The sequence below is a fragment of the Terriglobales bacterium genome (genome assembly GCA_035691485.1).
Lineage (GTDB): Bacteria > Acidobacteriota > Terriglobia > Terriglobales > Acidobacteriaceae > JAIQGF01.
Genome location: DASSIZ010000021.1, coordinates 1 through 23529 on the forward strand (window position 1 = coordinate 1; position 23529 = coordinate 23529).

Genomic DNA, 23529 nt, shown 5'->3' on the forward strand with positions numbered 1-23529 from the left:
ACAGCACGTTTGGCGTGGATCCCGACCCCGGACACGTGAAGACGCTCCGCATCTATGCTCGCGGGCCGAATGGTGAGGAACGCATGTTCGAATATCGCGAAGGCAGCACCGTCGACGGTTCACAGTTCAGCAGTTGGGGCAACGGCAACTGGGGCACCGAACGCTGGAGTGGCCGCTGGGAAGGTCAAGAGCACAAAAAATAGAGAAAGGTCAGAAGCTAGACGGAACGGCGCGAAGACCCTTGTCTCCGCGCCTTGTTTGCACCGCCAATGCTGAGGCGCTGAATTCTGTCACGCTCGAGTGCGCACTGCAGGCGGTCCTTTTTCTCGTCACCAATTCGGGACGGCGGATACGCGAACTGCGCGGTTTCGATATGACGAGAACTTGTTGGAAAACCCGCCGAAGAGGACGAACGAAGAAACGGATCGTGATCAAGAACTCGGCAACCGTTCAATAGTCTCAAACTCTACAGCAACACCGACTTTGGAACTGCCACCGGCGGACTCGACGCGCACGACACGCCCCCGGCACAGCACCTGGGCGGAATCTTTGACCAATTCCGCCGGCAGACTGAACACCAGCTCGATCTCGCTCCCAACCTCGGGCGCGATCTCGCAATAGAAGAACGCGCCCGCCGGACTCACATCGCGCGTAACCCCGGATACCTCGTGGATCCCGCCATTCGTGAAGCTGCCAGAAACAGGCTCAACCGCCGGAACCCGCCGCGCCTTCCGCTCCTTCTCCCACATGCCCGTTTCTCCGACAAAGGTGGTAAGCAGTGTACCGTAGTGCAGAAAGCCGCTTGACGTAGTGGACCGCGAGGTCAACAATGTCCGGCCGAAAGGGGGTCGATCCAAACATTTCCGGCTTGTCTTCCGCACACATCACCGCGGAGACCACTCTCTTTCCCAACGATCAACCGAACCACGTATTGCAGCCTGCGGGAAACACGGCACCCAGGAATCACCCGATCCCAGTGGGAACAACGCTCGACTCAGGTATGCTGAATTACCGCGGAAACGATACGGTGCTGAGTGGAGGTTCAGGGCCTGACTCGACGGGGCGCTGGACACTCGATTACGCATCCGACTTCGGTTCCTACAATCCCGGCGGCGTCCCGGGATCGCAGAATGGACAGATTTTCCCTGCCTCCGCTGCTGTCCTGTCAGTGCAACCCAGGAGCCTTCAATGACGCAGATCGGCGCGACACACCGGACACTGGGCTCAGTTGACTTAGGCATCATCGCAGCCTATTTCGTTGTGGTCTTCGCCATCGGCTTTTACTTCTCGCTGAAAGAAAGGACATCCACCGATTACTTCCTCGCCAGTCGCGATATAGGCTGGTTCGCGATTGGCACCTCGTTATTTGTCTCCAATGTATCCACGGAGCACTTTATCGGGCTGGCGGGATCCGGTGCGACATCAGGATTAGCGGTGGGCCACTTTGAATGGCTCGCCTGCATGATTCTGTTGATTCTAGGGTGGGTCTTTGTTCCGTTTTATCTTCGCTCCAATGTCTTCACCATGCCGGAGTTCCTGGAGCGGCGATTCAATCGCCAATGTGCCGTGTACTTGGCCGGCATTTCCATCATCGCCTACGTCTTTACAAAAATTTCCGTGCATCTCTACGCCGCCGCCGTGGTTCTGGAACGCGTTGTCGGGTGGAGCCCTTTGACGGCCGCCGTGATCCTGGTCGTTGCCACCGGGGTATATACCGTGGCCGGTGGCCTGGCAGCGGTGATTTACACCGATCTTGTGCAGACGCTGATTTTGATTGCTGGTGCGGTCATTCTCACCGTCATCGGACTCGACAAGGCGGGAGGATTCACCGGACTGCGGCACGCTCTTCCATCCAACTACTTCCACATGATCAAGCCCCCTTCTGATCCTGAGTTTCCATGGACGGGCATTTTCCTAGGCGCACCAATTCTTGGTATCTGGTACTGGTGCACCGACCAGGTGATTGTGCAGCGAGTGCTGTCAGCAAAAGATGAGGGACATGCCAAGGCAGGCACGATTCTTGCCGCGTTCTTGAAAATTCTTCCTGTGTTCATCCTGGTACTGCCTGGACTCATCGCTGTGACGCTGTACCGGAACCTTTTCAGTTTCGGGCCGAACGGCGAAGTCTTGAATGGCGATATTGCCTATCCGACGCTGGTCATCAATCTCTTGCCTGCCGGTGTGGTGGGACTGATGATCGCCGCGCTGTTGGCGGCGCTTATGGGCGCGATGAGCGCAGTGTTCAATTCCGCTTCTACGCTGGTTACCCTCGACTTCTACAAGAAACTGCGCCCTGGGGCCAGCGAACGGCAACTGGTTAACTTCGGACGAATGGCTACCGGTGTCATGGTAATTCTTGGTCTGCTTTGGGTGCCATTCATTCACCTTATCAGCAGCCAGCTCTATATTTACCTGCAGAGTGTCCAGGCGTATATCAGTCCGCCGATCGCGGTGTGCTTCATCCTCGGAATTCTGTGGCCCCGCATGAACGGTGCAGGAGCAATCACGTCTTTGCTGGTCGGATTCGTGCTCGGTGCTTTGCGGTTCGTGTTGGAGATCGCAGATCGCAGTCATGGCGGCCACTTCTTTACCTCGTCGGCAGCTCGCTGGATCGTTGATCTTAATTTCCTTCACTACGCGATCTTGATGTTTATTGCGTGTTCAGCCGTGCTGGTTTCGGTAAGCCTGGCGACGGCGGCACCCGAACGCCGCACGCTGGCCGGACTGACCTTCGCGACGGTCGACGAAAAACTGAATGTGGAAGAGATGGGAGCGATCGCGCCGCAACGCAAGCCGACTGCGGAGACGCGGCTGGAGCGTCGCGTCAACCTCGCATTCAGCGTGTTGCTGGTGGCGGTCGTGGTGGGACTGTGGGTGTATTTCCGATGACAGAAAACATGGCCGGGATCTGCACGCTTCGTCCAAACGTGACCCGAGAAGAGGCTGCGCACGAGCTGCGCTCCCGTGGACTGCGGCGCATTTTGCTGAATGTACTCAGCGGACCCCTTCGCAGGTTGGCGCAGATCTATGTCCCCTTCCGGCTTTACCGTGTTCACATCAGGGACGGCTCGCGAAAGCAATCCATGCTGCTCGCGGTAGATGCCGTATCCGGAAAGCTCGACCTGTTCTCGTTCCCGACGTTTTCCGATGAGCTCATCGCGGTCGAGACCAAAACCCGTAACCATGTCGCTGCGTCCCTGCCGGAGGAAAAGGCGCGCGATATCCTGGAGGCAAGCGTTCGGCGAATGATTTTCCGCGCAGGGTTTTTCCGGGTCTGCGACCTTCGCATTGAAAGCGAATTACTAATTCCCGAACTGCACGTTCCCTATTGGGTTGGATTTCGAGGCAAATCGGAAAGCGCGATGCCCGTCGTCCTGGATGCCGTCCGCCGCCGGCATGAAGGCGCCAGGGTTCGGCAACTGATCCTCGAGTGGTTGGCGCCGTAAATCGCTGCAGACTGTTCCGGTGTTCCGGCCTTCAGTGTGTTGCAAGATGCGCGATGGCCTTGCGGACGGCGGCGACTTGATCTTGCGGACCAAAGCCGTAACCTTCGCCGTTGTCCGGCATCTTCGACAATTCCTCCGCCAGCTTCTCCAGTTGGGCGATAACTTCCGGCAGGTTGCTGTCGAGACGCTCGAGTTCTTGCAACGCATTTTCCGGATGCAGGCTGATGCGGTTGCCGGTCTGTGCGGTGTCGAGCATGATGTCGGGCGCCCAGCCGTTGGGCCATGAGTTTTCCGCCATTGCCATGGCCCGCTTCAAGCGCGCGATTTTTCCGGCAGCGCCCTCCAACAATTGTTGTCTTGCCATCAGCTGTGGAGGGAACTTCAGCTTGATGCTGGCCTTCCGCGTCACAGTTTGAGCGGGGAGCGAGAGGATAGTGCTGAGATGTTCTCCGTCGTAGCGCCAGCCGGGGACTGCGCCGTCGCGAGAAAACGGCACCGGGTGGGCATCGAAGGTCACTTCTGCCGGAGGCCACGTAAGCGGCAGTCGGATCTCGTACCCTCGCTCGCCAGGCATCCCGGGATAGCTCCCTTCCGCAGGAAGAATCTCCAGCGTCATCGTGTTCTTGTCACGGACTTGTTGAATGAGGGTGCTGGCAAATTCGTTGTGCTTGTATCCAAGTGTGTTACCGCCATCTTCGTACAGGCGGCTTGCGCCATGAGCCGCCGGGAAAGCGGTGAGGATCAAGGGATCAATTGGTTTTTCGCCGGTGTGCAGCATTTTTGGCTGGGTGGGGATGATGGCTCCCGCTTTCGCATACACGGGAATTTCATCAAGTCCGAAACTGCGTTCCACTTTTGCGGGTCCTCTCAGCACCGCTCCGGTGAACCACTCGATCCAGGTGCCGGGCGGCAGCCAAACGGATTTTGTCGCCAGATCAGTGGCGGCGGCCATCGGTGACGTGATCGGCGCGACCAGCATGTCGTCGCCAAACATATATTCGTCCTTAAACTCGTAGGCCTCAGGCGACTCCGGCCAGTCGTAGTACATGGGCCGAAGCAGCGAGATTCCGGTGTCATAAGCCTGGCGCGCCGCAGTGTAGATATAGGGAATCAGCGCGTAACGTAAGAGATAAGAATCGCGCATGATCTCGGCGTACGGTTCGGGATAAGCCCAGATTCGACGCTCCGAGCCAGGGTTCTTGGTGGTATGCGTACGCAGGATCGGACTGAAGACGCCGAACTGGATCCAGCGCGTGTAAAGCTCCGGCGAGACCTCTCCCGGCATGTGGCCGCCGATATCGTGACTCCAGTAACCGTAGCCGACGTTCGCCGCCGTCGCAGTAAAGTACGGTTGGAAGGCTAGCGAGTCCCACACCGAGATCGTGTCTCCGGAAAAACCGATCTGGTAGCGGTGATTGCCCAACCCGCCCCAACGATGAAACAGCAAAGGACGTTTGCCTTCGCGCTCCATGTCGGTGAAGTGCACATAGTTCAGCCACCACGTGTTGTTTAGCCCGGGAAGGGAAGTATCCGGTTCCTGCTGCCAATCAAGCCAGAAGAAATCGATTCCCAGTCGCTCCAGCGGATGATGCAGGATGTCCATGTAGCTGGTTGCAAATCTTTTGTTTGCGATGTCGAACGGCACGTATTGTTTCGTTGCAGGATCAATGCCCATGGCACGTGCCATCTCGGGATATTGCCGCTCGAACGGTTGAACACCGGAGGCCGGGTGCATGTTCAGCGTGCTCTTCAGGCCCTGTTCGTGCACCCACTTCAGGAATTCGCCGGGATCGGGGAAGTACAGCGGATTCCACGTGTATCCAGTCCAACCGAGGACGTGATCTGACGAATCTTTCTTGTTCTCCCACCAGCGCACGCCAAACGTTGGGTGCCAGTCCATATCGATAACGAGGACATCGAGCGGGACATCGTGCTCGCGAAATTGGCTTACCAGTTCCTTGAATTCCTGATCCGTGTACGCCCAATAGCGCGACCACCAGGCGCCAAACGCGAAGCGCGGCGGTAAAGGGATACGCCCGGCCACCTTCACGTAATCGCCGAGCGCCGCTTTATAGTCGTGGCCATAGCCGAAGAAATACCAGTCCTGGTGCGGTGCTGCTTTGCGGGCTATCGCCCACGGCCAATCCGAGTCGTCGAACAGCGGGCGGCCGGTATCGTCAATCACGACCCAGCCATCACGCGAGACCAGGCCGGAGCCGAGGTTTGTCGATCCCTTCACACCGTCGAGAGTCCGAATCGTGCCCTGGAGATTACCCTTGTCTTCTATTCCCGGCCGCCACGTGACCTGTTGCCCGTTCAGATGAAAACTGATTTCCAGATCGTCGGCGGAGAAGCGCCCGTCCTTGCTGCGGTAGCGGAGTGAGAGCTGGTTCGTTTTGATGTTTAGCGAGTCGCCGGCGGTTGCGGCCTTGAAATCGGGCACAGGAAGGCGCCGGTTGATGAACACCAGCGAAGCATGATCCTCGAACTTGCCGTCTTCAGACCACTCCATGCGAATCAGTCGTGGCGTCAGCACCGTAAAGCGCGCATGACCCGAAATAACGATGGCTCTCGGATCGGGGACGGGATCGTCTCGTTGTGCCGCAGCAAAGACCGAGAACAGCAGGACGATTATGGCGCAGCGCCAGACTCGAGCCATCATGATGGCCGCATATCTTAGCAACCCCGCGCCGCCGAGGCCGAAAATACCGTTGAAATTTCTGCTGGAGAGGGCTCGCCCCACTTCGAGAGAGCATTCGAGCGCTCGCTCGAACTCAACTAACTACGCCGGTTGAGGCTTGGGATGCGTCTATTACGGCCGGTCAGCATAGGGACCGCTGTCAGCGGCTGCTACTTGCTCCCGCTGCAGCGCGGCGACCTCCGGTTCCCCGTTGGGCATCCGAATCCATGTCATCCGGTAACGAGTCGGTGAAGGTAGGAACCAATGGTGGACGGGATGTTAGGCCGCACCTGATGCCAAGTCAACCACTACAGATTTTTTGCTTCGGCTTTCCTGGACCTTGGTCGGCCCATTCTCTTGCTGCTTCGCGCCGTTGGCGTCGACACCGATTCCTTTGACCGGGGCCGCCGAAGCTCGCCTTCAGCCGCCGGCTTTTTCGCGCCGGTCGCGTCAGCCCCGTACATGCTGACGGGTCGTTTGGCTGCTTCATCAACGTGGAGCTGAAAAATGTCCGGCCGCGCGTAGTGTCCCACGACATCGAGGTCGAATTTGCCGCGAACGATCTGCGCGCGGTCAATCTCAGCCGACAATATCGCCTCGCCCTCCACGTTCGGCCCGGCAAGAAAATTGCCGAAGGGGTCAACAATGCAACTTCCGCCGCGACAAACGATCGCCTCCGGATCTGCTCCGAACGAGGAGCTATAATCCGGCGGAAAATCGCGCCGGCGGTTGAACTGGTTGCAGGAAAGCACGAAGCAGCGTCCTTCAACCGCGATATGGCGCATCGACGCTATCCAGGAGTCGCGAGCGTCGGCCGTGGGAGCGCAATAGATTTCGATCCCTTTGGCGTACATCGCCGCGCGCATTAACGGCAGATAATTCTCCCAGCAGATTACCGCCCCCAGTTTCCCCAGCGGCGTGTCGAACACGGGCATAGTGGAACCATCACCGAAGCCCCACACCAGGCGCTCGGAACCGGTCGGCATGATTTTGCGGTGCTTGCCGAGCAGGCTGCCGTCCGGCGCGAAAAACAATACCGAGCAGTACAGCGTTCCACCCGCGCGTTCGACCACGCCCACCACCAGGTAGATGTCATTCGCGCGTGCCGCCCTGCCGAGCTGGTCCGCGGCTGGGCCGGGCACGTCCACGCTGCTCTCCCAGTACCGGCGAAAGTCTTCCCGGCCCGCATCCGTGCGCGCGCCAACCACCGCGCCGAAATCCAACCCTCGCGGATAAGCAGAAACAAACGCTTCGGGAAAGAGCACCAACCGCGCGCCCAATCGGGCTGCGTCGCTGGCAAGCGCACGGACCTTCTGGATCGTTCGGTCGCGGTCGAACGCCACCGGAGCGGCCTGGACGACAGCGACCTTGAATGTATTGGCCATAATTGGGAACGATACAAGGGGAGCCAGTTAGTGAGCAATTAACGTCGCAGTTTTCAGTTTGGTCCTGTGCCCGATCGACGGGCAAACCGGCACTAATCGGCCCTGGACGAAGAAACCAAAACTCCCCAAGACTGGCCGCGGGAGTCTGTTTAAAAAGATGACCCAGCATCTCTCCTCGCGGCAGGGCACGTAGTAAATCGGAACCACGACTTCCCAAACGACAACCTGCCGGCGGTATTTCAAGCTGAATGTAATTGACCCGCTGCGATGCCCGCGCAACATTCGATTGGCCCATCTCCGAACGCACTACTCGTATGGCGGTGAACACCATGGCGGTGATGGCAATCACATCCGCACCAACAGACTTCAGGTAGATATATGTGCCGGTGAGGATCAGTCGCCCGGGGCGTGTACCACCCTACGGTCGTTCCTGGCGAGTTGCATTGATCACGGATGGGTAGTGCGGGAGGTCTTGCATGCCCCGGCTGATTCGTCACCTCCGCCAAATTTCAGTTGTAATCGCGTTGCTCTTCATCACAGTCCACGCTTTTGGACAGGACAGGGTCCACGACTATTTCGATCAGAACTGCTCATCCTGCCACTCCATTGGAGGCGGCGTGCTTGCCGGTCCTGACCTGAAGAATGTCACGAAGCGCGCCGACAGGCACTGGCTGGTTGAGTTCATTCGCGATCCCGACGCAAAGATTTCCGCCAAAGACAAATATGCACTGCAGCTGGTGCAGGAGGCGCAGGGTATCACGATGCCCGGTTTCGCCGACATCAACAACGAATTCGGAGAGCAAGTCTTGCAGTATATCGACCAGCAGTCTTCCGGCGGCGCTCTTGCGGCGGCACCTCCGGCCGGGCTTGGTGATGCCAATCGCGGCCGTACCATTTTCGTCGGCGCAAGACCCTTGCGCAATGGCGGCACGGCCTGCATGGCGTGTCACCGCGCGGCGAGCGTGGCGTCGGGCGGCGGACGGCTCGGGCCTGAGCTGACGCTCGTGCATCGCAAGCTCGGTGGTGACCGTGGCATGCCGCCGTGGTTGAGCAATCCGCCAACCCAGGTGATGGCGACCGTATACCGTTCGCGCCCCCTGACCGCGGCAGAAGTTGCAGACCTGACCAGCTTCTTCCGCGAGACGTCGGAAGCATCGCGACAACTATCGAATGCACCGCTCCACCGGGTCCAGATGTTCGGCCTAGGTGGTTCGCTGGTCCTCTTTGTTGTGGCGGGAGTGTGCTGGCGCGGGCGTATACGCAGTGTGCGCCGGGCCGTGCTCGGCCAGCGAGGTGCACGATGAAAGCACGCGATGCGTTGTCATGGATTAAGGACGAGGCAGGACCGGAGCTGCGGCAGTGGGAGGAGTTCTATCGCAATCGCTGGCAGCACGACAAAGTGATGCGTAGCACACATGGGGTGAACTGTACCGGGTCGTGTTCATGGCAAGTTTTCGTAAAAGACGGAATCGTGACATGGGAGATGCAGGCCCTGGATTATCCGCGCATCTCCCCGGAATTGCCGCCGCACGAACCTCGCGGATGCCAGCGTGGAATGTCGTTTTCCTGGTATTTATACAGCCCGCTGCGCGTCAAGTTTCCCTACGTGCGCGGAGCGCTGCTTGATCTTTGGACGCGGGCACGCGCGGATCATCCCGACCCGGTGGATGCCTGGCGATCGCTGGTTGAAATTCCTGGCAAGCGCGCTTCTTGGCAAAAAGCGCGCGGCAAAGGGGGCTTGCGGCGCGTCGGGTGGGACGAGGCAGTCGAGCTGATTGCCGCCGCGAACATCTACACGATCAAGAAATACGGTCCCGACCGCATCGCCGGTTTCTCGCCGATCCCGGCGATGTCGATGCTCAGCTACGCCTCGGGAGCGCGCATGCTGCAGTTGATGGGCGGGGTCTCGCTTTCCTTCTATGACTGGTACTGCGACCTGCCGAACGCATCGCCGGAAACCTGGGGCGAGCAGACCGATGTTCCCGAAGCCGCCGACTGGTTCAACGCGCGCATGATCGCTGTGGTCGGCTCGAACGTGAGCATGACGCGCACGCCCGACTGCCACTTCCTGACTGAAGCACGGCAGAACGGAACTCGGCTCTGGGTCTTTTCGCCGGATTTCTCCGAAGTCGCGAAATTTGCTGATCAGTGGGCGCCGGTTCGCGGCGGGCAGGACAGTGCGTGGTGGCTGGCGGTGAACCACGTCCTGCTGAACGAATTCCACCATCAGCGCCAGGTACCGTTCTTCCTCGATTATGCCAGGCGCTACACCGATGCCCCTTATCTTATCGAGCTCAAACCGCACGGCAACGTCTGGCGTGCCGGGCAGATGCTGCGCGCCAACCGCCTCGCCGAGTACTGTGGTGCGGAGAACGGCGACTGGAAATTTGTTGTTTGGGACGTCATCGCCAACAGGCCCAAGATGCCAATGGGCAGTGTCGGCCATCGCTGGAGCACGGAGAAAGGAAAGTGGAACCTCATTCCGCAGGACGCAGTCGATGGGTCGCCCATCGACGCCCGCCTTTCGTTCCGCGATGAGAATGATGGCGTAATTTCGCTGGAAATCGAGACTTTCGATGCAACACGCGTCCTGCATCGAGCAGTTCCCATCAGAAAGTTGCGCGCTGCGGATGGCCATGAACTGGTTATCGCTACCGTGTACGACTTGCTTTTTGCGCAGTATGGCGTCTCACGTGGGTTGACTGGCGATTACGCCGCTACTTACGACGACGCTGACCATCCTTACACGCCGGCGTGGGCAGAGAAGCTGACCGGCGTGCCTCGCGAGCGCATTATCCGCTTCGCCCGCGAGTGGGGTGAAACCGCGGAAGCGACTCAGGGCAAGTGCATGGTCATCATCGGTGCGGGCGTGAACCACTGGTACCACGCCAATCTCATCTACCGCGCCGTGATCCAGGCGCTTCTTTTCTGCGGTTGCGTCGGGCGAAACGGTGGCGGATGGGCCCACTACGTCGGGCAGGAAAAGCTGGCGCCGATGGAGTCCTGGTCTGCGATCGCTTTCGGCCGCGACTGGTGCCCCGCGCCGCGACTGCAGAACTCGCCCAGTTGGCACTATGTGCACTCCGATCAGTGGCGATACGAACGCGATTTCGGCGCGTACCATGCGCTGCCGAAAGCAAACAACCACGCGGTCAACCGGCACACCATCGATCTTCAGGTACAGGCCGTCCGCTCGGGCTGGATGCCGTTCTACCCGCAATTCAATCGCAACCCCCTGGAAGTAGTGGACGAAGCAAAAGATGCCGGCGCCCATACCCCCGAAGAGATCACCAAGTACGTCGTCCAACAACTGCGCCAACGCAAGCTGCGCTTTGCAGTCGAAGACGCGGATGCGCCGGAGAACTGGCCACGCGTGTGGTTTATCTGGCGTGGTAATGCTCTTATGTCCAGCGCCAAGGGCCACGAGTTCTTCCTCAAGCACTACCTCGGCACCCACGACAACGCTATCGCACCCGAGGTCGCGGCCGGCTCAACGCGGGAGATCGCATGGCTCGAGGACGCGCCCCAGGGAAAGATGGATCTGGTGGTGGACCTGAACTTTCGCATGGACACCTCGGCGCTCTATTCCGATGTCGTGCTCCCTGCCGCCACTTGGTACGAGAAAGCGGATTTGAACTCAACCGACATGCACACATTCATCCATCCGCTGTCGCCGGCGGTACCGCCCTCGTGGGAGTCAAGGACTGACTGGCAAATCTTCAGAACGATTACACAAAAAATTGCCGAACTCGCCGCCAAGCATTTGCCCGAACCGGTGACGGACATTGTGGCGGCGCCGCTGGCCCACGACACTCCCGCCGAGATCGCCCAACCCGAGATTCGGGACTGGGCGCGTGGCGAGTGTGAGCCGATCCCCGGCAAGACAATGCCCGCACTGCGGCTGGTCCAGCGCGATTATAAGAACCTCTACAACCATTTCATCTCGCTCGGACCGCTGGTGCCTGCCAATGGGTTGGGCGCGCACGGCACCAGCTACGACGTCAAGGATGAATACGAATACCTGGTGCAAAACGCTCCCACCGTCGAGTGGGACGGGCAGAAGTACCCTTCGCTCGAACAAGAGGAAAACGCGTGCGATGCGATCCTGCGCCTGGCGACCGTCACCAACGGCGAGCTGGCATACCGATCGTACAAAGGCATGGAAGAAAAGACCGGCACCAGGCTGGCACACCTCGCCGAAAAACACCGCGGAGTACGAACGACTTTCGGCGACCTTCAGGCGCGCCCGCAGCGGCTGTTGAACAGCCCGATGTGGTCGGGCATCATCGAAGAAGGACGCCCGTATTCCGCCTTTACCTACAACCTGGAGTGCAACGTGCCCTGGCGTACGTTGACCGGGCGACAACACCTCTATCTCGACCACCCGCTGTACATCGAGTTTGGCGAAAACCTGCCGTGCTACAAGCCGCGTGCGCTCGACATGGAGCAAACCGACGTGCGCACTTCCAACGGCGCCCCCGGCAAGAGGCTGAACTTCATGACCGCGCACGGCAAATGGCAGATCCACTCCACCTATGCCGACAACCATCGCATGTCCACGCTCTCCCGCGGGGTGGAACCCCTGTGGATCAACCCCGCCGACGCCACCGAAATCGGCATTGAGGATAATGATTGGGTCGAAGTGCACAACGACAACGGTGTGGTCGTGACCCGCGCCGCCGTGAGTTCGCGCATTCCGGTGGGTATCTGCATTCAATACCACTCGCCCGAGCGGACTCTTTCCGTCCCCAAGTCTCCGCTGCGCGAAAACCGGCGGGCGGGCGGGCACAACAGCCTCACGCGATTGCGCCTCAAGCCAAACCTGATGGCCGGCGGCTACGGCCAGTTCACCTATCACTTTAATTATTGGGGCCCCACCGGCACGAATCGCGACACGCATGTTCTCGTGCGCAAGCTCCCCAAACTGATCTGGTAGCGGAGGAACGATGGACGTTCGAGCTCAAATCGCAAGCGTCTTCCACCTCGACAAGTGCCTCGGCTGCCACACATGTTCGGTTGCGTGCAAGAACATCTGGACCGATCGCGAAGGCGCCGAATACATGTGGTGGAATAACGTCGAGACCAAGCCTGGCACCGGCTACCCCATCGCGTGGGAGGATCAGGAGCGCTACCGCGGCGGTTGGGTGAATGACGAAAATGCGCCGCGCCTGCGGGGGCAGAACAAGCTCTCGGCGCTGGTCAACATCTTTCATAATCCAAACCTCCCGTCGCTCGACGACTACTACGAACCGTGGACCTATGAGTACCAACGCCTGACCGACGCGCCCGCTGGCGACGATCAGCCCACCGCGCGCCCGATCTCGATGGTGACCGGCAAATATATGGACCTCAAAGCCGGGCCGAACTGGGACGATGACCTGGCTGGTTCGCCGGTTTACGCTGCGCGTGATCCCAACCTGGACCAGCTTCCACCCGAGCAGCGGGTGAGACTGTTTGCCACGGAGCGTCTCATCTTTTTCCATCTGCCGCGCACGTGTAACCACTGCCTGAACCCGGCCTGCGTGGCAGCGTGTCCTTCGGGCGCACTGCACAAGCGTGGCGAGGACGGCGTAGTCGTTTCCGATCCGACGCGCTGCCGTGGCTGGCGTCATTGTGTGGCGGCATGTCCGTACAAGAAGGCATACTACAACTGGTCGAGTGGAAAATTGGAGAAGTGCATTCTCTGTTTCCCGCGGCTGGAGAGCGGACAGGCTCCCGCCTGCTTCCAATCTTGTCCCGGGCGGATTCGCTTCGTCGGCGTGTTGCTGTACGACGCCGACCGGATTGCGGCTGTCGCTAATGCCGACGACAAGCAGCTCGTCAATGTCTACCGCGACATGCTGCTCGACCCATGCGATCCCGCCGTGATTGCCGCTGCTGGTGCCGCCGGAATCCATGCGGATGTCATGCAGGCGGCACAACGTTCACCTGTTTATCGATTCGTGAAGCAGTGGCAATTGGCCCTGCCGCTGCACCCCGAATTCCGTACGCTCCCTTCACTCTTTTATGTGCCGCCGTTGTCGCCGGTGGCAGACGGCGATAGCAGCGACGACCTTTTCATTGATCCCGATCGCATGCGCATTCCAGTCCATTATCTCGCGACGTTATTCGCCGCCGGTGAAGACAGCCTGGTCAGTTACTCGCTTCGCAAACAGCAGGCGATCCGTGCATATCGGCGGGCCCTGGCGCTGGGCAATGCGGCCGGCGACGGCAGAGTACTGGCTTCCGCGGATTGCTCTTCAACTGAAGCGAATGCCATTTTCCACCTGACCGTCTTGTCCGCGCCCGAGGAACGATTCGTAATTCCGCCTCTGCACCGTGAGATGGGAATCGAAGTCGGCGAGGATACGGGCCACGCCAAGGGGACGATCGGCTTCGGACTGCACAGCGCCCATGGGAGGCAGCCGTGACTTCCCGCAATGAGCAATTCGAAGCTTTGGCCCGGCTCTTCGAATATCCCGGAGCCGAGTACGTGGAAGCGCTGCGGGTGGCGAAAAACTCAGTTGCCGATCGCGCCCCTGCGCTTGCCGGCTTCGCCGCATCGGCGGAACGGCAAAGTCTGGTTCAAATTCAAGAGCTGTACACGGCCACCTTCGATCTCAATCCCGCGTGCGCGCCGGACATCGGCTGGCACCTGTTCGGCGATGACTACGCGCGCGGACTGTTCCTGGTGAAAGTGCGCCAACAGCTTCGCAAGTACGCTATCAGCGAAGGGGCCAACCTGCCGGACCATGTCACCAGCGCCCTGCGCCTTCTGGGGCGGATGGAGCATGATCGCGCCGAAGAATTTGCTGTTTGCTGCGTGCAACCGGCGCTGGCCGGGATGGCACTCCCGGTGGAGAACCTCTTTCACGATTTGCTTGAGGCCGCGCGGCAACTCGTTGTCGCGCACTTCCCTGGAGCAGTCGTCCTGCAACCGCCGGTGTCAACGCCCGTGGTAGCGGAAGGAGTACTGCCGTGAACATGTCCGCTTCGAACCTGCTCCTCTTCGTGGTGCTGCCCTACTTGGCAGTCTTTACCGCGGTTGTTGGTTTGGCGTACCGCTACTGGAAGCACCCAATCACGATTTCGAGCCGCTCCTCGCAATTGCTGGAAAACCGGCAGCACTTTTGGGCGGTCGTACTCTTCCATTACGGCGTGATCGCATCCTTGACCGGGCACCTCATCGGTTTTGTGTTCCCACAACGAGTGCTTGCCTGGAACTCCGTGCCGATGCGCCTGTACATCCTGGAGGCGGTCAGCATCGCGCTGGGTACAACCGCGTTTCTCGGATTTGTGCTGGCCATCCTTCGCCGCTCGACCGATGCGCGAGCCCGGCGCGTGACTTCAGCGGCGGACTGGCTGTTGATGGTCATCTTATTTATTCAGCTCGCCTCCGGCATTTCGATTGCGCTGTTCTACTCCTGGGGCGCGTACTGGTATCACGCCTCGGCAGTACCCTACCTGCGGTCACTGCTCCTGCTGCAACCCGAGCCAACTTATATCGCGGTTATGCCTTGGCCGATCCAACTGCACATGATCGGTGCTTGCCTGATTCTTCTCCTTCTGCCGTTCACGCGGTTGGCCCACATGCTGGTTGCACCGCTTCCGTATATGTTCCGCAGGCCGCAGGTCTCGCGCTGGCAGGTTGCACGATCGCTGGGCGCTGCGGCACAGCCTAGCGGCAACGCGGCACAACTAGCCCTGGCTACCGGCGCCTTTGCTATGTGTTTTGCCGTATTCGGTTCTGTCTCGGCGATGATGCCGATCATCCGCAAGCAACTGCACCTTGATCCGCTGCAGGCGAGCATTGCTGTCGCCGTTCCGGTCCTGCTCGGAAGTCTAGGCCGGATCCCGCTGGGCATGCTGACGGACCGTTATGGCGGACGGATCGTCTTCTCCGCGGTCATGGGTTTTTCCATCGTGCCGGCGGTCGCCATCGGGCATGTCACCAGCTTCGCCGCCCTGCTGATCTTCGGATTCCTGATCGGCGTGGCGTTGGCCAGTTTCTCGGTGGGCGTGGCGTTCAGCAGCGGCTGGTATCCGCCGAGTCGGCAGGGCACAGCACTGGGCGTGTACGGCGCCGGCAACATCGGCCAATCTTTGGCGGCGTTCGGATCACCGCTACTGGCGGCCACCCTGGGTTATGTGTGGGGATTCCAGACTTTTGCGATTCTTCTGGCCATCTGGCTAGTGCTGTTTTTGATTTTTGCGCGCAATGCGCCCCGGCTTACACCGCCCAAGTCGTTCGTACAGATCATGGCCCCGCTGAAGGAAACTGCTAGTTGGAAACTGAGCTTGTATTACTTCCTTACTTTCGGTGGATTCGTCGCCATGGGCGTGTACCTGCCAATCTTTCTGACAGAAACCTTTCACCTCACCCCTAAAGACGCCGGATTTCGGACAGCCATGTTCATCCTCCTGGCCACCGCGATGCGGCCAGTTGGAGGCTGGTTATCGGATAAATTTGGCGGGCGTGCCGTGCTAAATATTGTCTTCCCCGTGTTGGTCGTCGCAGCAGCTTGTTTGGCAATGGGAGGCATGACCCCCTTCACCATCGGCGGGATCGGCATGGCTATCGCGATTGGGTTGGGCAACGGAGCGGTATTCAAGCTTGTACCAGAATATTTCCCCGCGAGTGTAGGCGGCGTCACCGGTCTGGTGGGCGCGGCTGGCGGGTTGGGAGGCTTCTTTCCTCCGCTCGTACTCGGTGTACTGAAGAAATCCACAGGTTCGTTTATGTGGGGGTTCGTGTTCCTCGGAGTTTTTGCCGCAGTGTCTCTGTTGGTGGCGCGACCCAAGCTATTTGCACTGTGCCTGGTCCCACCCGGAGCCGGAAGTTCGCTGCGCTCATGCTCGCGTCAGCGATACTGCCCTCACGCACGCGGTTGCGCAGCCGCGACGGCAGCTTAGAACCGCCGTTGTCGTTTAAGGGCACAGCTGCGTAATAAAGGTGGAGTAAAACGGCGAATGCAGGAGCGCGCCTTCGCCGAAGGTTCATATTCGAAAGCTGTTGTTACGCAGGATCGGCAGGGCGTCACTCGGTCGGCACCACCGTATTCGGCGGGATGGTGATTTCCACCATCCTGAACCTGTTCATCATCCCGGTGTTGTAATTGCTGGTGCGCAGCCTCCTGCCCGCTAAGGCCACGAGCCGCGAGGCACTGTCGGAAGCAGAAGCGGATTCGTGAGCCTGTGGTTTCGCTCGCCTTACTCATACCACCGTTCCCGATCTTCAGCGGGCGCATTGGTGCGCGCACTGCAGAACTGAGCAGCAGTGTTCTTCGCCAGCTGGAGTCGTGGCGTATATTGCCAGCTGCACGTTGTTCACCTTAGTAATCAGGCGTTTGTTTGACAGCTGAAAACGGTTCAGTAACGGAGGCTCTATGCGGCTTTGCAGGTTTGTCATTTTTGTTATCGTCATCCTTTTTTCCTCCAGAATCATCGCGCAGCTACCATCAAGCCCGGCCACGAGCACGTCGGAGCATCTCTCCGCCGACATGCCAAGAACGACGGTTTTGGGCAACGCTTTCGTCGCGCCGAAGGATTGGTCCATGCGTGTCTCAGGCCCTTCGACCATCCTCGAGGCGCCCGAGGGTGATTCATGGATCGCGCTGATTGATGTTCAAGCCAATACCGCGGAGGAGGCTCTCGCCGCCGCCTGGAAAGCATACAAGCCCGACGCGAAATGGCCGGTGAGGGTCAGCAACGATCTGCCCGACCGCGACGGCTGGACGCGGCGCCGCATTTACCAGTACCTGACCTCGCCCAATGAGAAGCGCGCGGTTGCCGCACTCCTTTCCTACTCGGGAACGAATTGGACCGTTACCATCCAAGACTTGGCGGAGGCCGTCGCCGAAAAGCGTGGGGGACAGGTCGCGCTGGTTTTCGGACGCTTGCTTCCGAAGGGTTACTCGCGCGAGTCTTTCGCCGGCAAAAAAGCAAATAAGCTGAACCAGGCGCGCATTGCTGAGCTTAGCCGGTTCATCGAGCAAGGACAGCAGGAAACAAGAGTACCTGGGGTTGCGCTTGGCCTGGTGCAGGACGGCAAGGTCATCTTCGCCGACGGTTTTGGCTTGAAGGAGCTGGGCGGGCATGAGAAACCGGATGGCGATACGCTGTTCATGGTCGCATCGAACACGAAGGCGCTGACCACGCTCCTGCTGGCCAAGCTTGTCGACGAGCAGCGCCTGACGTGGCAGACGCCGGTAACCACTTTGTTCCCCGGTTTCCGCCTGGGCAACGCTGAGACCACCCGCAGTGTGCAAGTCAAGCACCTCATCTGCGCCTGTACCGGAATGCCGCGCCAGGACATGGAGTGGATTTTCGAATACGGCAAGATGAGTCCCGAGAGCTCGCTGGCGCTACTCGGGACAATGCAGCCGACCTCGAAGTTTGGGGAACTCTTCCAGTACTCGAATTTGATGGCTGCTGCAGCCGGCTACACAGCCGGCCATGTGCTCTACCCGAAGATGGAGGTTGGAGCCGCGTACGATCGCGCCATGCAGACATACGTTTTTGATCCCCTGCGAATGAACGAGACGACGTTTGACTACGCGCGTGCACTGGCAGGGAATCACGCCAGCCCGCATGCACCCGACGTCGATGGCAGGCCTGCCAAGGCGTTGATGTCAGTTAACTATGCTGCTATTCCCGTCCGCCCCGCGGGGGCTGCCTGGAGCAGTGTGCGAGACATGTTGAAGTACGTCTCTATGGAGTTGGCAGAGGGAAAGCTTCCTGACGGCCGGCCCTACATTTCCAAAGAGCCTTTGCTGGAGCGTCGTGTCCCACAGGTTGCCATTGGAAAAGACGTCACATACGGCATGGGGTTGATGGTTGACACAACGTATGGAGTCCCGGTGGTTCACCACGGCGGCGACCTGATTGGTTATCACAGCGACATGATCTGGCTTCCCCAGCAAAACGTTGGCGCTGTCATCCTTACCAACGGCGACCCCGGATGGCAGATCCGCACTCGCTTCAGTCGCAAGCTGCTCGAAGTGCTTTTTGATGGCCGGCGTGAAGCCGATGACGCGCTTGCGGCTGACGCCCGGAACTTCTTCTCCGCTCGCGCCGCCGATCGCAAGCTGCTCACCATTCCTGCGGATGCGAGTGTGACCGCAAAGCTCGCCAAACGCTACTCCAACCCTGCGCTGGGAGAGATCGCCGTGAGCACCTCGGGCGGTTCGACCATCTTCGATTTCGGGGAATGGAAAAGCGAGGTCGCCACTCGGAAGAATCCTGATGGGACCGTTTCTTTTGTCACCATTGTGCCCGGCCTGGTTGGTTCCGATTTCGTGGTGGGTGCGGGAAGCAAGCGGACGTTGATCGCTCGGGATGCCCAGCACGAGTACATTTTTGAGGAGCGCTGAGCAAGTCCCGCTACAACGAACTCAGGAAAGGGAACCAGGTCCGCTCATTCTTGTGATGTGATGATGCATTGCTGCACAACACCTTACGTCCGGCGATGGAACCCGGAAATTGTGAATGTCACGTCTATTTTCGCCCTCCACCCGACACTAGCGTAATCTTCTCTGCTTTTTGTCGTTGCGTTAGAAATGAACCATGGATGGGCCTAAGGCAAACCTGGTTGCTTGGGTCATTGTTCTGGGTGTGCTTCCTTCTGCGGCAGTGGCGCAGCACACGGCGAAATCGACGGCCAATCGCCCTGTCCAGACATCCGCAAATTCAGTTTCAGAGTCCAGCCCGTCTCGCCTGCTGACGACGGATGAAAGTCTGGCGATCATTGGGGCCGCACTTGAGATCCGTTTCAGTACGCACTCCAGCGGGGACTGCTCTCACTTAGTTCACGCCATTTACGAACGGGCAGGTTTTCCTTACCGCTATGCCGATTCGTCCCGACTCTACGACGGAACCGAGCCCTTTCGACAAGTCGCGCATCCGCAGCCGGGTGATCTGGCGGTATGGCGTGGGCACGCCGCCATTGTGATAAGTCCCGCGCAGCACTCTTTCTTCAGCTCAACACGGTCGGGACTTCGGGTCGAATCTTACGACTCCGAATATTGGAAACATCGGGGTTCCCCTCGATTTTTCCGCTACACGAGGCCTGCTTCGTCGGGTTCGGCTTCGGCAGCTCGAACCGCTTCGGCCCACCCGCCACTTCTGCGCAACGTCGACTCACGCACGCCACTCACCCTCGAAGGACATTCCGACAATGTGTCAGGTGATAAGCCTTCAACCTCCGGGCTTGCGACCGTGAGCAACTTTCCTCCCATCCTTATCACTCATACGGTTCGGCCCACACCAAAACAGGTGAATGAAACGCTTTCGCAGCATTTTGACGAGACCGGCAAGGCATTGCGAGCTCAGAATGTGTTGAGGCTCTCCGAACGTCTAATTGTTTTTGATCACCTGGAAATCAGCGTTGTGCACCTCAAGGAAAACCAAGCCTACGTTGGCGTGAAAATTAACGGCATATCTTCGCTTGAAGCCGGCCGTGGGACTCGGAAGAAGCGCTCGGAGCAGCAGCGCTGGGTGCTAACTCGCCGGGACGGCGACACCTGGGAATTGCTGCTCGCACCGAAAGCCACTTACCTGCCGCGCGATCTAGCGATACGAATCTTCGCAAACCAACTTGCCGCCTTAGCCGAACCGTCAGAAGCAGGCGACTCGTCTAAAGACCAGGCGCAGCTAGCGCGCATACTTCTACTGTTATTGGATAAGTAAAAGCTGACTTGACCTTACAACCTGCCGCCACCTGTCAGAATTTTGGGAGCCGCGGATCGGGCAGCCGTTCAGTCCGCGGCCCAATAACGGCTACTTGACCTGCCACTCCGCGTACAGCTTCGTAATCGCTGGCCCGATCGTGAATCCCCACGCAAAGATCGGAAAATTCTTGAATTTTTCAGGCACAACATAGCGGTGCTGCGCTTCTTCGACCGGAACCCCCGCGTGGTACATCTTTTCGGCCTGTCCGGCGATGTCATCGAACACCTCGCGGATCGACGCAATCCCCTCCTGTCCGCAGATCTGTCCGTGTCCCGGCACAAACAGCGTGTCCTTATTAAGCGCGGCAAATTTCTTCAATGTTTCGCGCCAACCCGAGATCGTTGCTTTCTCGTCGAAGCAGACCGGATACCAACCGCTAAACAGCAAATCGCCCGTGTACACCACATTCTGTTCCGGCACGCGCACAATGATGTCCGTTCCGGAGTGCCCGGCGTGGGATTCCAGGACCGCGGAGACGCCGCCGAGATCGATTGTCATCGGCAGCTTGCCCGGGTCGAGCGGGTGATTGGGCAGCGCCAGAACGGTTGCGCCGGCAAGCGCGAAGACTCCCGTCATCGCATTCAGGTCGCTCTGCGAGTGCGCTTTCTCCGTCTCCGACTTCGCGTCGCGTACGCGCTTCTCGAAGGCGCCTAGCACCGCCGCCTTGTCCGCGCCCTGCAGCGGCGAATAATTCTCGACAATCCGCTTCGCCACCGACGCATGCGCCCAGAGCGCTATTCCGTTCACTCCATAAAACGAATTTCCCATCGAATGGTCGAAATGATAGTGCGTATCCAGCGCGCCCTTTACCGGCACTGCGCTCACGGAACGCAAAGCATCCATCTGAAACGACGCGCCGGCTGGTGTTGTGAATCCCTCAATCAGCAGTGCCGCGTCCTTTCCCACCAGGAAGCCGCCGTTGCACAGCGTCGTATTGCCCTTCGAGGGATCCGAAATTGTTGCGTAGAGCCCATTGCCGACCTTCCGCACCGACGCAAATCCTTTGTCCACAATTGGCATTTGGGACAACCGCGAATCACTCTCCAACTCCGCCCCCAGGGCCGGCAAGGGAATCAGCTTCGCCACGGCATACAGCGCACCGAAACATGACGTCCTGGCGAGAAAACTCCGTCGTGAAAACGGCATCGAACGGTCAGTCCCGCGGTCATCCTGGTTGCAGTCGATCATGGCTCCTCCTGGAACTTTTCGTACGCGGTTAGGATTCTTCTGGGTCTGTCACAGACTCAACAAGATTGTTTGTCCAGCCGGCCGACCACGACCCGACAGATCCTCAGTCGGCGAGAATTTCCGCTTCTTCGCCGTGCACCTGCTCTCCCGGACGGCTGCTCAAGATCGCCAAGCCCAGGCTGATCACGGCCACGCCGCCCAGGACTGCGACACATCCCGGCCACCGTTTCCATTGCCAGAACCACCCGGTGACGGTGGCCCCTACGCTTCCCCCCAGGTAATAGAAGGTGACGTAAAGCCCGGCAGCGGAAGAGCGCGCCCGGCCGGCGATAGCGCCGGTTTCGACGGTCGCCGCCGCCTGCGCGATGAACACTCCGGAAGAAAAAATCGCCAGCCCGACGATCACCATCGGCAACGACGGCGCCAGCGTCAGCAGAAGGCCGGTGATCATCATGGCGCAATAGAGCAGCGCGGTCCGGCGGAAGCCGTAACGATCGAGAAATCTTCCTGACAACGGCGTAATCACAACACCAACCAGGTACACGAAGAAGATGCTGCCCAGCTGCGCCGCATTCAGGTGAAACGGCGGCGCGGCAAGATAGAAATTGGTGTAGGTGAAGCAGCCCACCAGCGCAAACAGCACGGCCGCTCCGGTGGCGAAGTTGGCCAGCAGTCGCGGATTGCGCAGGTGCCGCCGCGCATCGGCCAGGGCATGCGCCATGTGTTCGGCCTTGACGAAGCGCTTGGCCGCCGGCAGCCATGCCCGCACCAGCAGCGCGACCAACAGGTTCAGCGCCGCCAGCGTTACGAATGCCGCCCGCCAATTCCAATGCGTGGTGATCAGCCCGGAAACAAAACGCCCCAGGAAGCCGCCCATCACCGTGCCACTGACGTAGGCGGCCATGGCGCGCCCGACGCCGCGGCCCTCCCATTCTTCGCTGATGTAGGCCAGGATCACCGCGATCACGCCCGGCACGAACAAGCCCTGCATGAAGCGCCAGAAGATGAGCGCATGCAGGCTGGTCGCAGTGGCACAGAGCGCGGTCGGCAGCGTCAGCAGCAGCAGGGACGGAACGATGACGTTCTTTCGCCCTTTGCGTTCAGCGATCACGCCCACAAGCGGCGCCGTCACCGCGACCGCAAAAATGGTGGCGCTCACGGTTAAGCTGACTTCCACCTCCGACGCGTTAAACAGATGTCGAAAATACGGCAGCAGCGGCTGCGTCGGATACACGTTCAGGAAGGTGCACATGCCGGCAAGCATGACCGCCACCATCGTCTTGTCCATCGGGACGGTGTAAGCCGTTACGGGTTGGGGAGGCTCGGACAGGTCCATGCTCCGCAAGCTCACAGCATCTTACAGGTCGCGTTATAGGCCGAATCGACAATCCACTTCTCGGCATCAATGATTCGCAGGGTCATGGCCGCCGATCCGATTCCCCAGTTCTCGCGCTCAGTGCCCGACGTCGCTGCCTATTGCAGTCGCATTGGCTATAGTGGCGACCGCTCGCCGACCATCGCGACCTTGCGCGCTCTGCACCATGCCCATGTCGGCGCCATCCCCTTCGAAAACATCGATGTCCTGCTAGGTCGCCCCATCCTTCTCGACTCCGCCAGCCTGCAGGCGAAGCTGGTGAACTCTCGTCGCGGCGGCTATTGCTTTGAGCAGAACCTGTTGTTCAAGGATGTGCTGGAAGCGCTCGGATTCACCGCCACCGGCCTGGCCGCGCGCGTCCGCTCCGGAAGTTCCGGAGTCCGCCCCCGAACTCACATGGCGATGCTGGTGGACACCGAAGGAAAAAACTTTCTTGCTGACGTTGGATTTGGCGGCACCGGATTGCTGGAACCGCTGCCCTTCGTCGCCGGACGTGAATTCGAATTCCCCCTGGTGTCATTCCGTCTAACCGAGAGTAGTGGCTTGTGGGTGTTGCAAGCTTCGCAACTCGGCGGCGCATGGAGCGACCTCTATGCCTTTACGCTGGAACCGCAAGAGCGGATTGATTACGAGGTCGCGAACTGGTTCACCTCCACTTACGAATCGTCGGTGTTTCGCCATTCCTTGACGGCGCAGCGTGTGCGCCCGGACGAGCGGGTAACACTGCGTAATCGCGACCTTACGGTT

At 59.5% G+C, this 23529-nt stretch carries 18 protein-coding genes; 12 read left to right on the plus strand and 6 right to left on the minus strand.

Annotated elements, in window-relative coordinates; translation table 11 throughout:
- Positions 1-203, plus strand: a 203-nt coding sequence (locus tag VFI82_02870; protein HET7183597.1) for a hypothetical protein, incomplete at its 5' end; no start/stop codon positions are given.
- Between the two features lie 228 nt (positions 204-431).
- Here the strand turns inward: VFI82_02870 and VFI82_02875 are convergent.
- Complete coding sequence (locus VFI82_02875) at positions 432-749, minus strand: PilZ domain-containing protein (GenBank protein HET7183598.1); 318 nt, start codon at positions 747-749, stop codon at positions 432-434.
- Positions 750-1188: 439 nt separating this feature from the next.
- Between VFI82_02875 and VFI82_02880 the strand changes: the two genes are divergently transcribed.
- Together VFI82_02880 and VFI82_02885 are read left to right on the plus strand one after the other, a co-directional pair.
- Positions 1189-2889, plus strand: coding sequence for a sodium:solute symporter (locus VFI82_02880; protein HET7183599.1), 1701 nt, complete (start codon positions 1189-1191; stop codon positions 2887-2889).
- A gap of 194 nt (positions 2890-3083) precedes the next feature.
- Positions 3084-3446 (plus strand): hypothetical protein, encoded by a 363-nt coding sequence (locus VFI82_02885; protein ID HET7183600.1) that lies wholly within the window; start codon positions 3084-3086, stop codon positions 3444-3446.
- A 31-nt stretch (positions 3447-3477) separates the two neighbouring features.
- Here VFI82_02885 and VFI82_02890 read toward each other — a convergent pair whose 3' ends face one another.
- A complete protein-coding gene (locus VFI82_02890) occupies positions 3478-6108 on the minus strand; it encodes a TIM-barrel domain-containing protein (protein HET7183601.1) in 2631 nt (876 codons plus the stop codon).
- Positions 6109-6434: 326 nt separating this feature from the next.
- Positions 6435-7511 carry a nitrilase-related carbon-nitrogen hydrolase gene (locus VFI82_02895; GenBank protein HET7183602.1) on the minus strand — a complete coding sequence of 359 codons (1077 nt, stop codon included), beginning with the start codon at positions 7509-7511 and terminating at the stop codon, positions 6435-6437.
- Between the two features lie 476 nt (positions 7512-7987).
- On the opposite strand from VFI82_02895, the gene VFI82_02900 reads away from it, so the two are divergent.
- From VFI82_02900 to VFI82_02925, 6 genes are all read left to right on the plus strand, one after another.
- Entirely contained in the window at positions 7988-8815 is an 828-nt protein-coding gene (locus tag VFI82_02900) for a c-type cytochrome (GenBank protein ID HET7183603.1), read from the plus strand.
- A complete protein-coding gene (locus VFI82_02905) occupies positions 8812-12447 on the plus strand; it encodes a nitrate reductase subunit alpha (GenBank protein ID HET7183604.1) in 3636 nt (1211 codons plus the stop codon). Before VFI82_02900 ends, VFI82_02905 begins: the two co-directional genes overlap by 4 nt.
- Positions 12448-12457: 10 nt before the next feature.
- On the plus strand, positions 12458-13921 hold the full coding sequence (narH, locus tag VFI82_02910) for a nitrate reductase subunit beta (GenBank protein HET7183605.1): 1464 nt from the start codon (positions 12458-12460) through the stop codon (positions 13919-13921).
- A complete protein-coding gene (locus VFI82_02915) occupies positions 13918-14472 on the plus strand; it encodes a hypothetical protein (protein ID HET7183606.1) in 555 nt (184 codons plus the stop codon). Before narH ends, VFI82_02915 begins: the two co-directional genes overlap by 4 nt.
- Before the next feature lie 2 nt (positions 14473-14474).
- Positions 14475-16403: a respiratory nitrate reductase subunit gamma gene (narI, locus tag VFI82_02920; protein HET7183607.1), complete on the plus strand. Its 1929-nt coding sequence runs from the start codon at positions 14475-14477 to the stop codon at positions 16401-16403.
- 86 nt (positions 16404-16489) lie between these two features.
- Positions 16490-16606 (plus strand): efflux RND transporter permease subunit, encoded by a 117-nt coding sequence (locus VFI82_02925; GenBank protein HET7183608.1) that lies wholly within the window; start codon positions 16490-16492, stop codon positions 16604-16606.
- Positions 16607-16725: 119 nt separating this feature from the next.
- Here the strand turns inward: VFI82_02925 and VFI82_02930 are convergent, their stop codons facing one another.
- A complete protein-coding gene (locus VFI82_02930; protein ID HET7183609.1) occupies positions 16726-17046 on the minus strand; it encodes a hypothetical protein in 321 nt (106 codons plus the stop codon).
- Here VFI82_02930 and VFI82_02935 point away from each other — a divergent pair.
- Together VFI82_02935 and VFI82_02940 are read left to right on the plus strand one after the other, a co-directional pair.
- Entirely contained in the window at positions 17045-18862 is a 1818-nt protein-coding gene (locus VFI82_02935; protein HET7183610.1) for a serine hydrolase domain-containing protein, read from the plus strand. The two genes, VFI82_02930 and VFI82_02935, sit on opposite strands and share 2 nt — an antisense overlap.
- Before the next feature lie 193 nt (positions 18863-19055).
- Positions 19056-20177 carry an NlpC/P60 family protein gene (locus VFI82_02940; GenBank protein HET7183611.1) on the plus strand — a complete coding sequence of 374 codons (1122 nt, stop codon included), beginning with the start codon at positions 19056-19058 and terminating at the stop codon, positions 20175-20177.
- A 90-nt stretch (positions 20178-20267) separates the two neighbouring features.
- On the opposite strand, the gene VFI82_02945 is transcribed toward VFI82_02940, so the two are convergent.
- Both VFI82_02945 and VFI82_02950 read right to left on the minus strand, forming a co-directional pair.
- Positions 20268-21407, minus strand: a complete 1140-nt coding sequence (locus VFI82_02945; GenBank protein ID HET7183612.1) for an MBL fold metallo-hydrolase — start codon at positions 21405-21407, stop codon at positions 20268-20270.
- 103 nt (positions 21408-21510) lie between these two features.
- The gene (locus tag VFI82_02950) at positions 21511-22743 is read right to left on the minus strand and encodes an MFS transporter (protein ID HET7183613.1); all 1233 of its coding nucleotides are present in this window, start codon (positions 22741-22743) and stop codon (positions 21511-21513) included.
- Positions 22744-22827: 84 nt separating this feature from the next.
- Here VFI82_02950 and VFI82_02955 point away from each other — a divergent pair.
- Positions 22828-23529, plus strand: a 702-nt coding sequence (locus VFI82_02955; GenBank protein HET7183614.1) for an arylamine N-acetyltransferase, incomplete at its 3' end; no start/stop codon positions are given.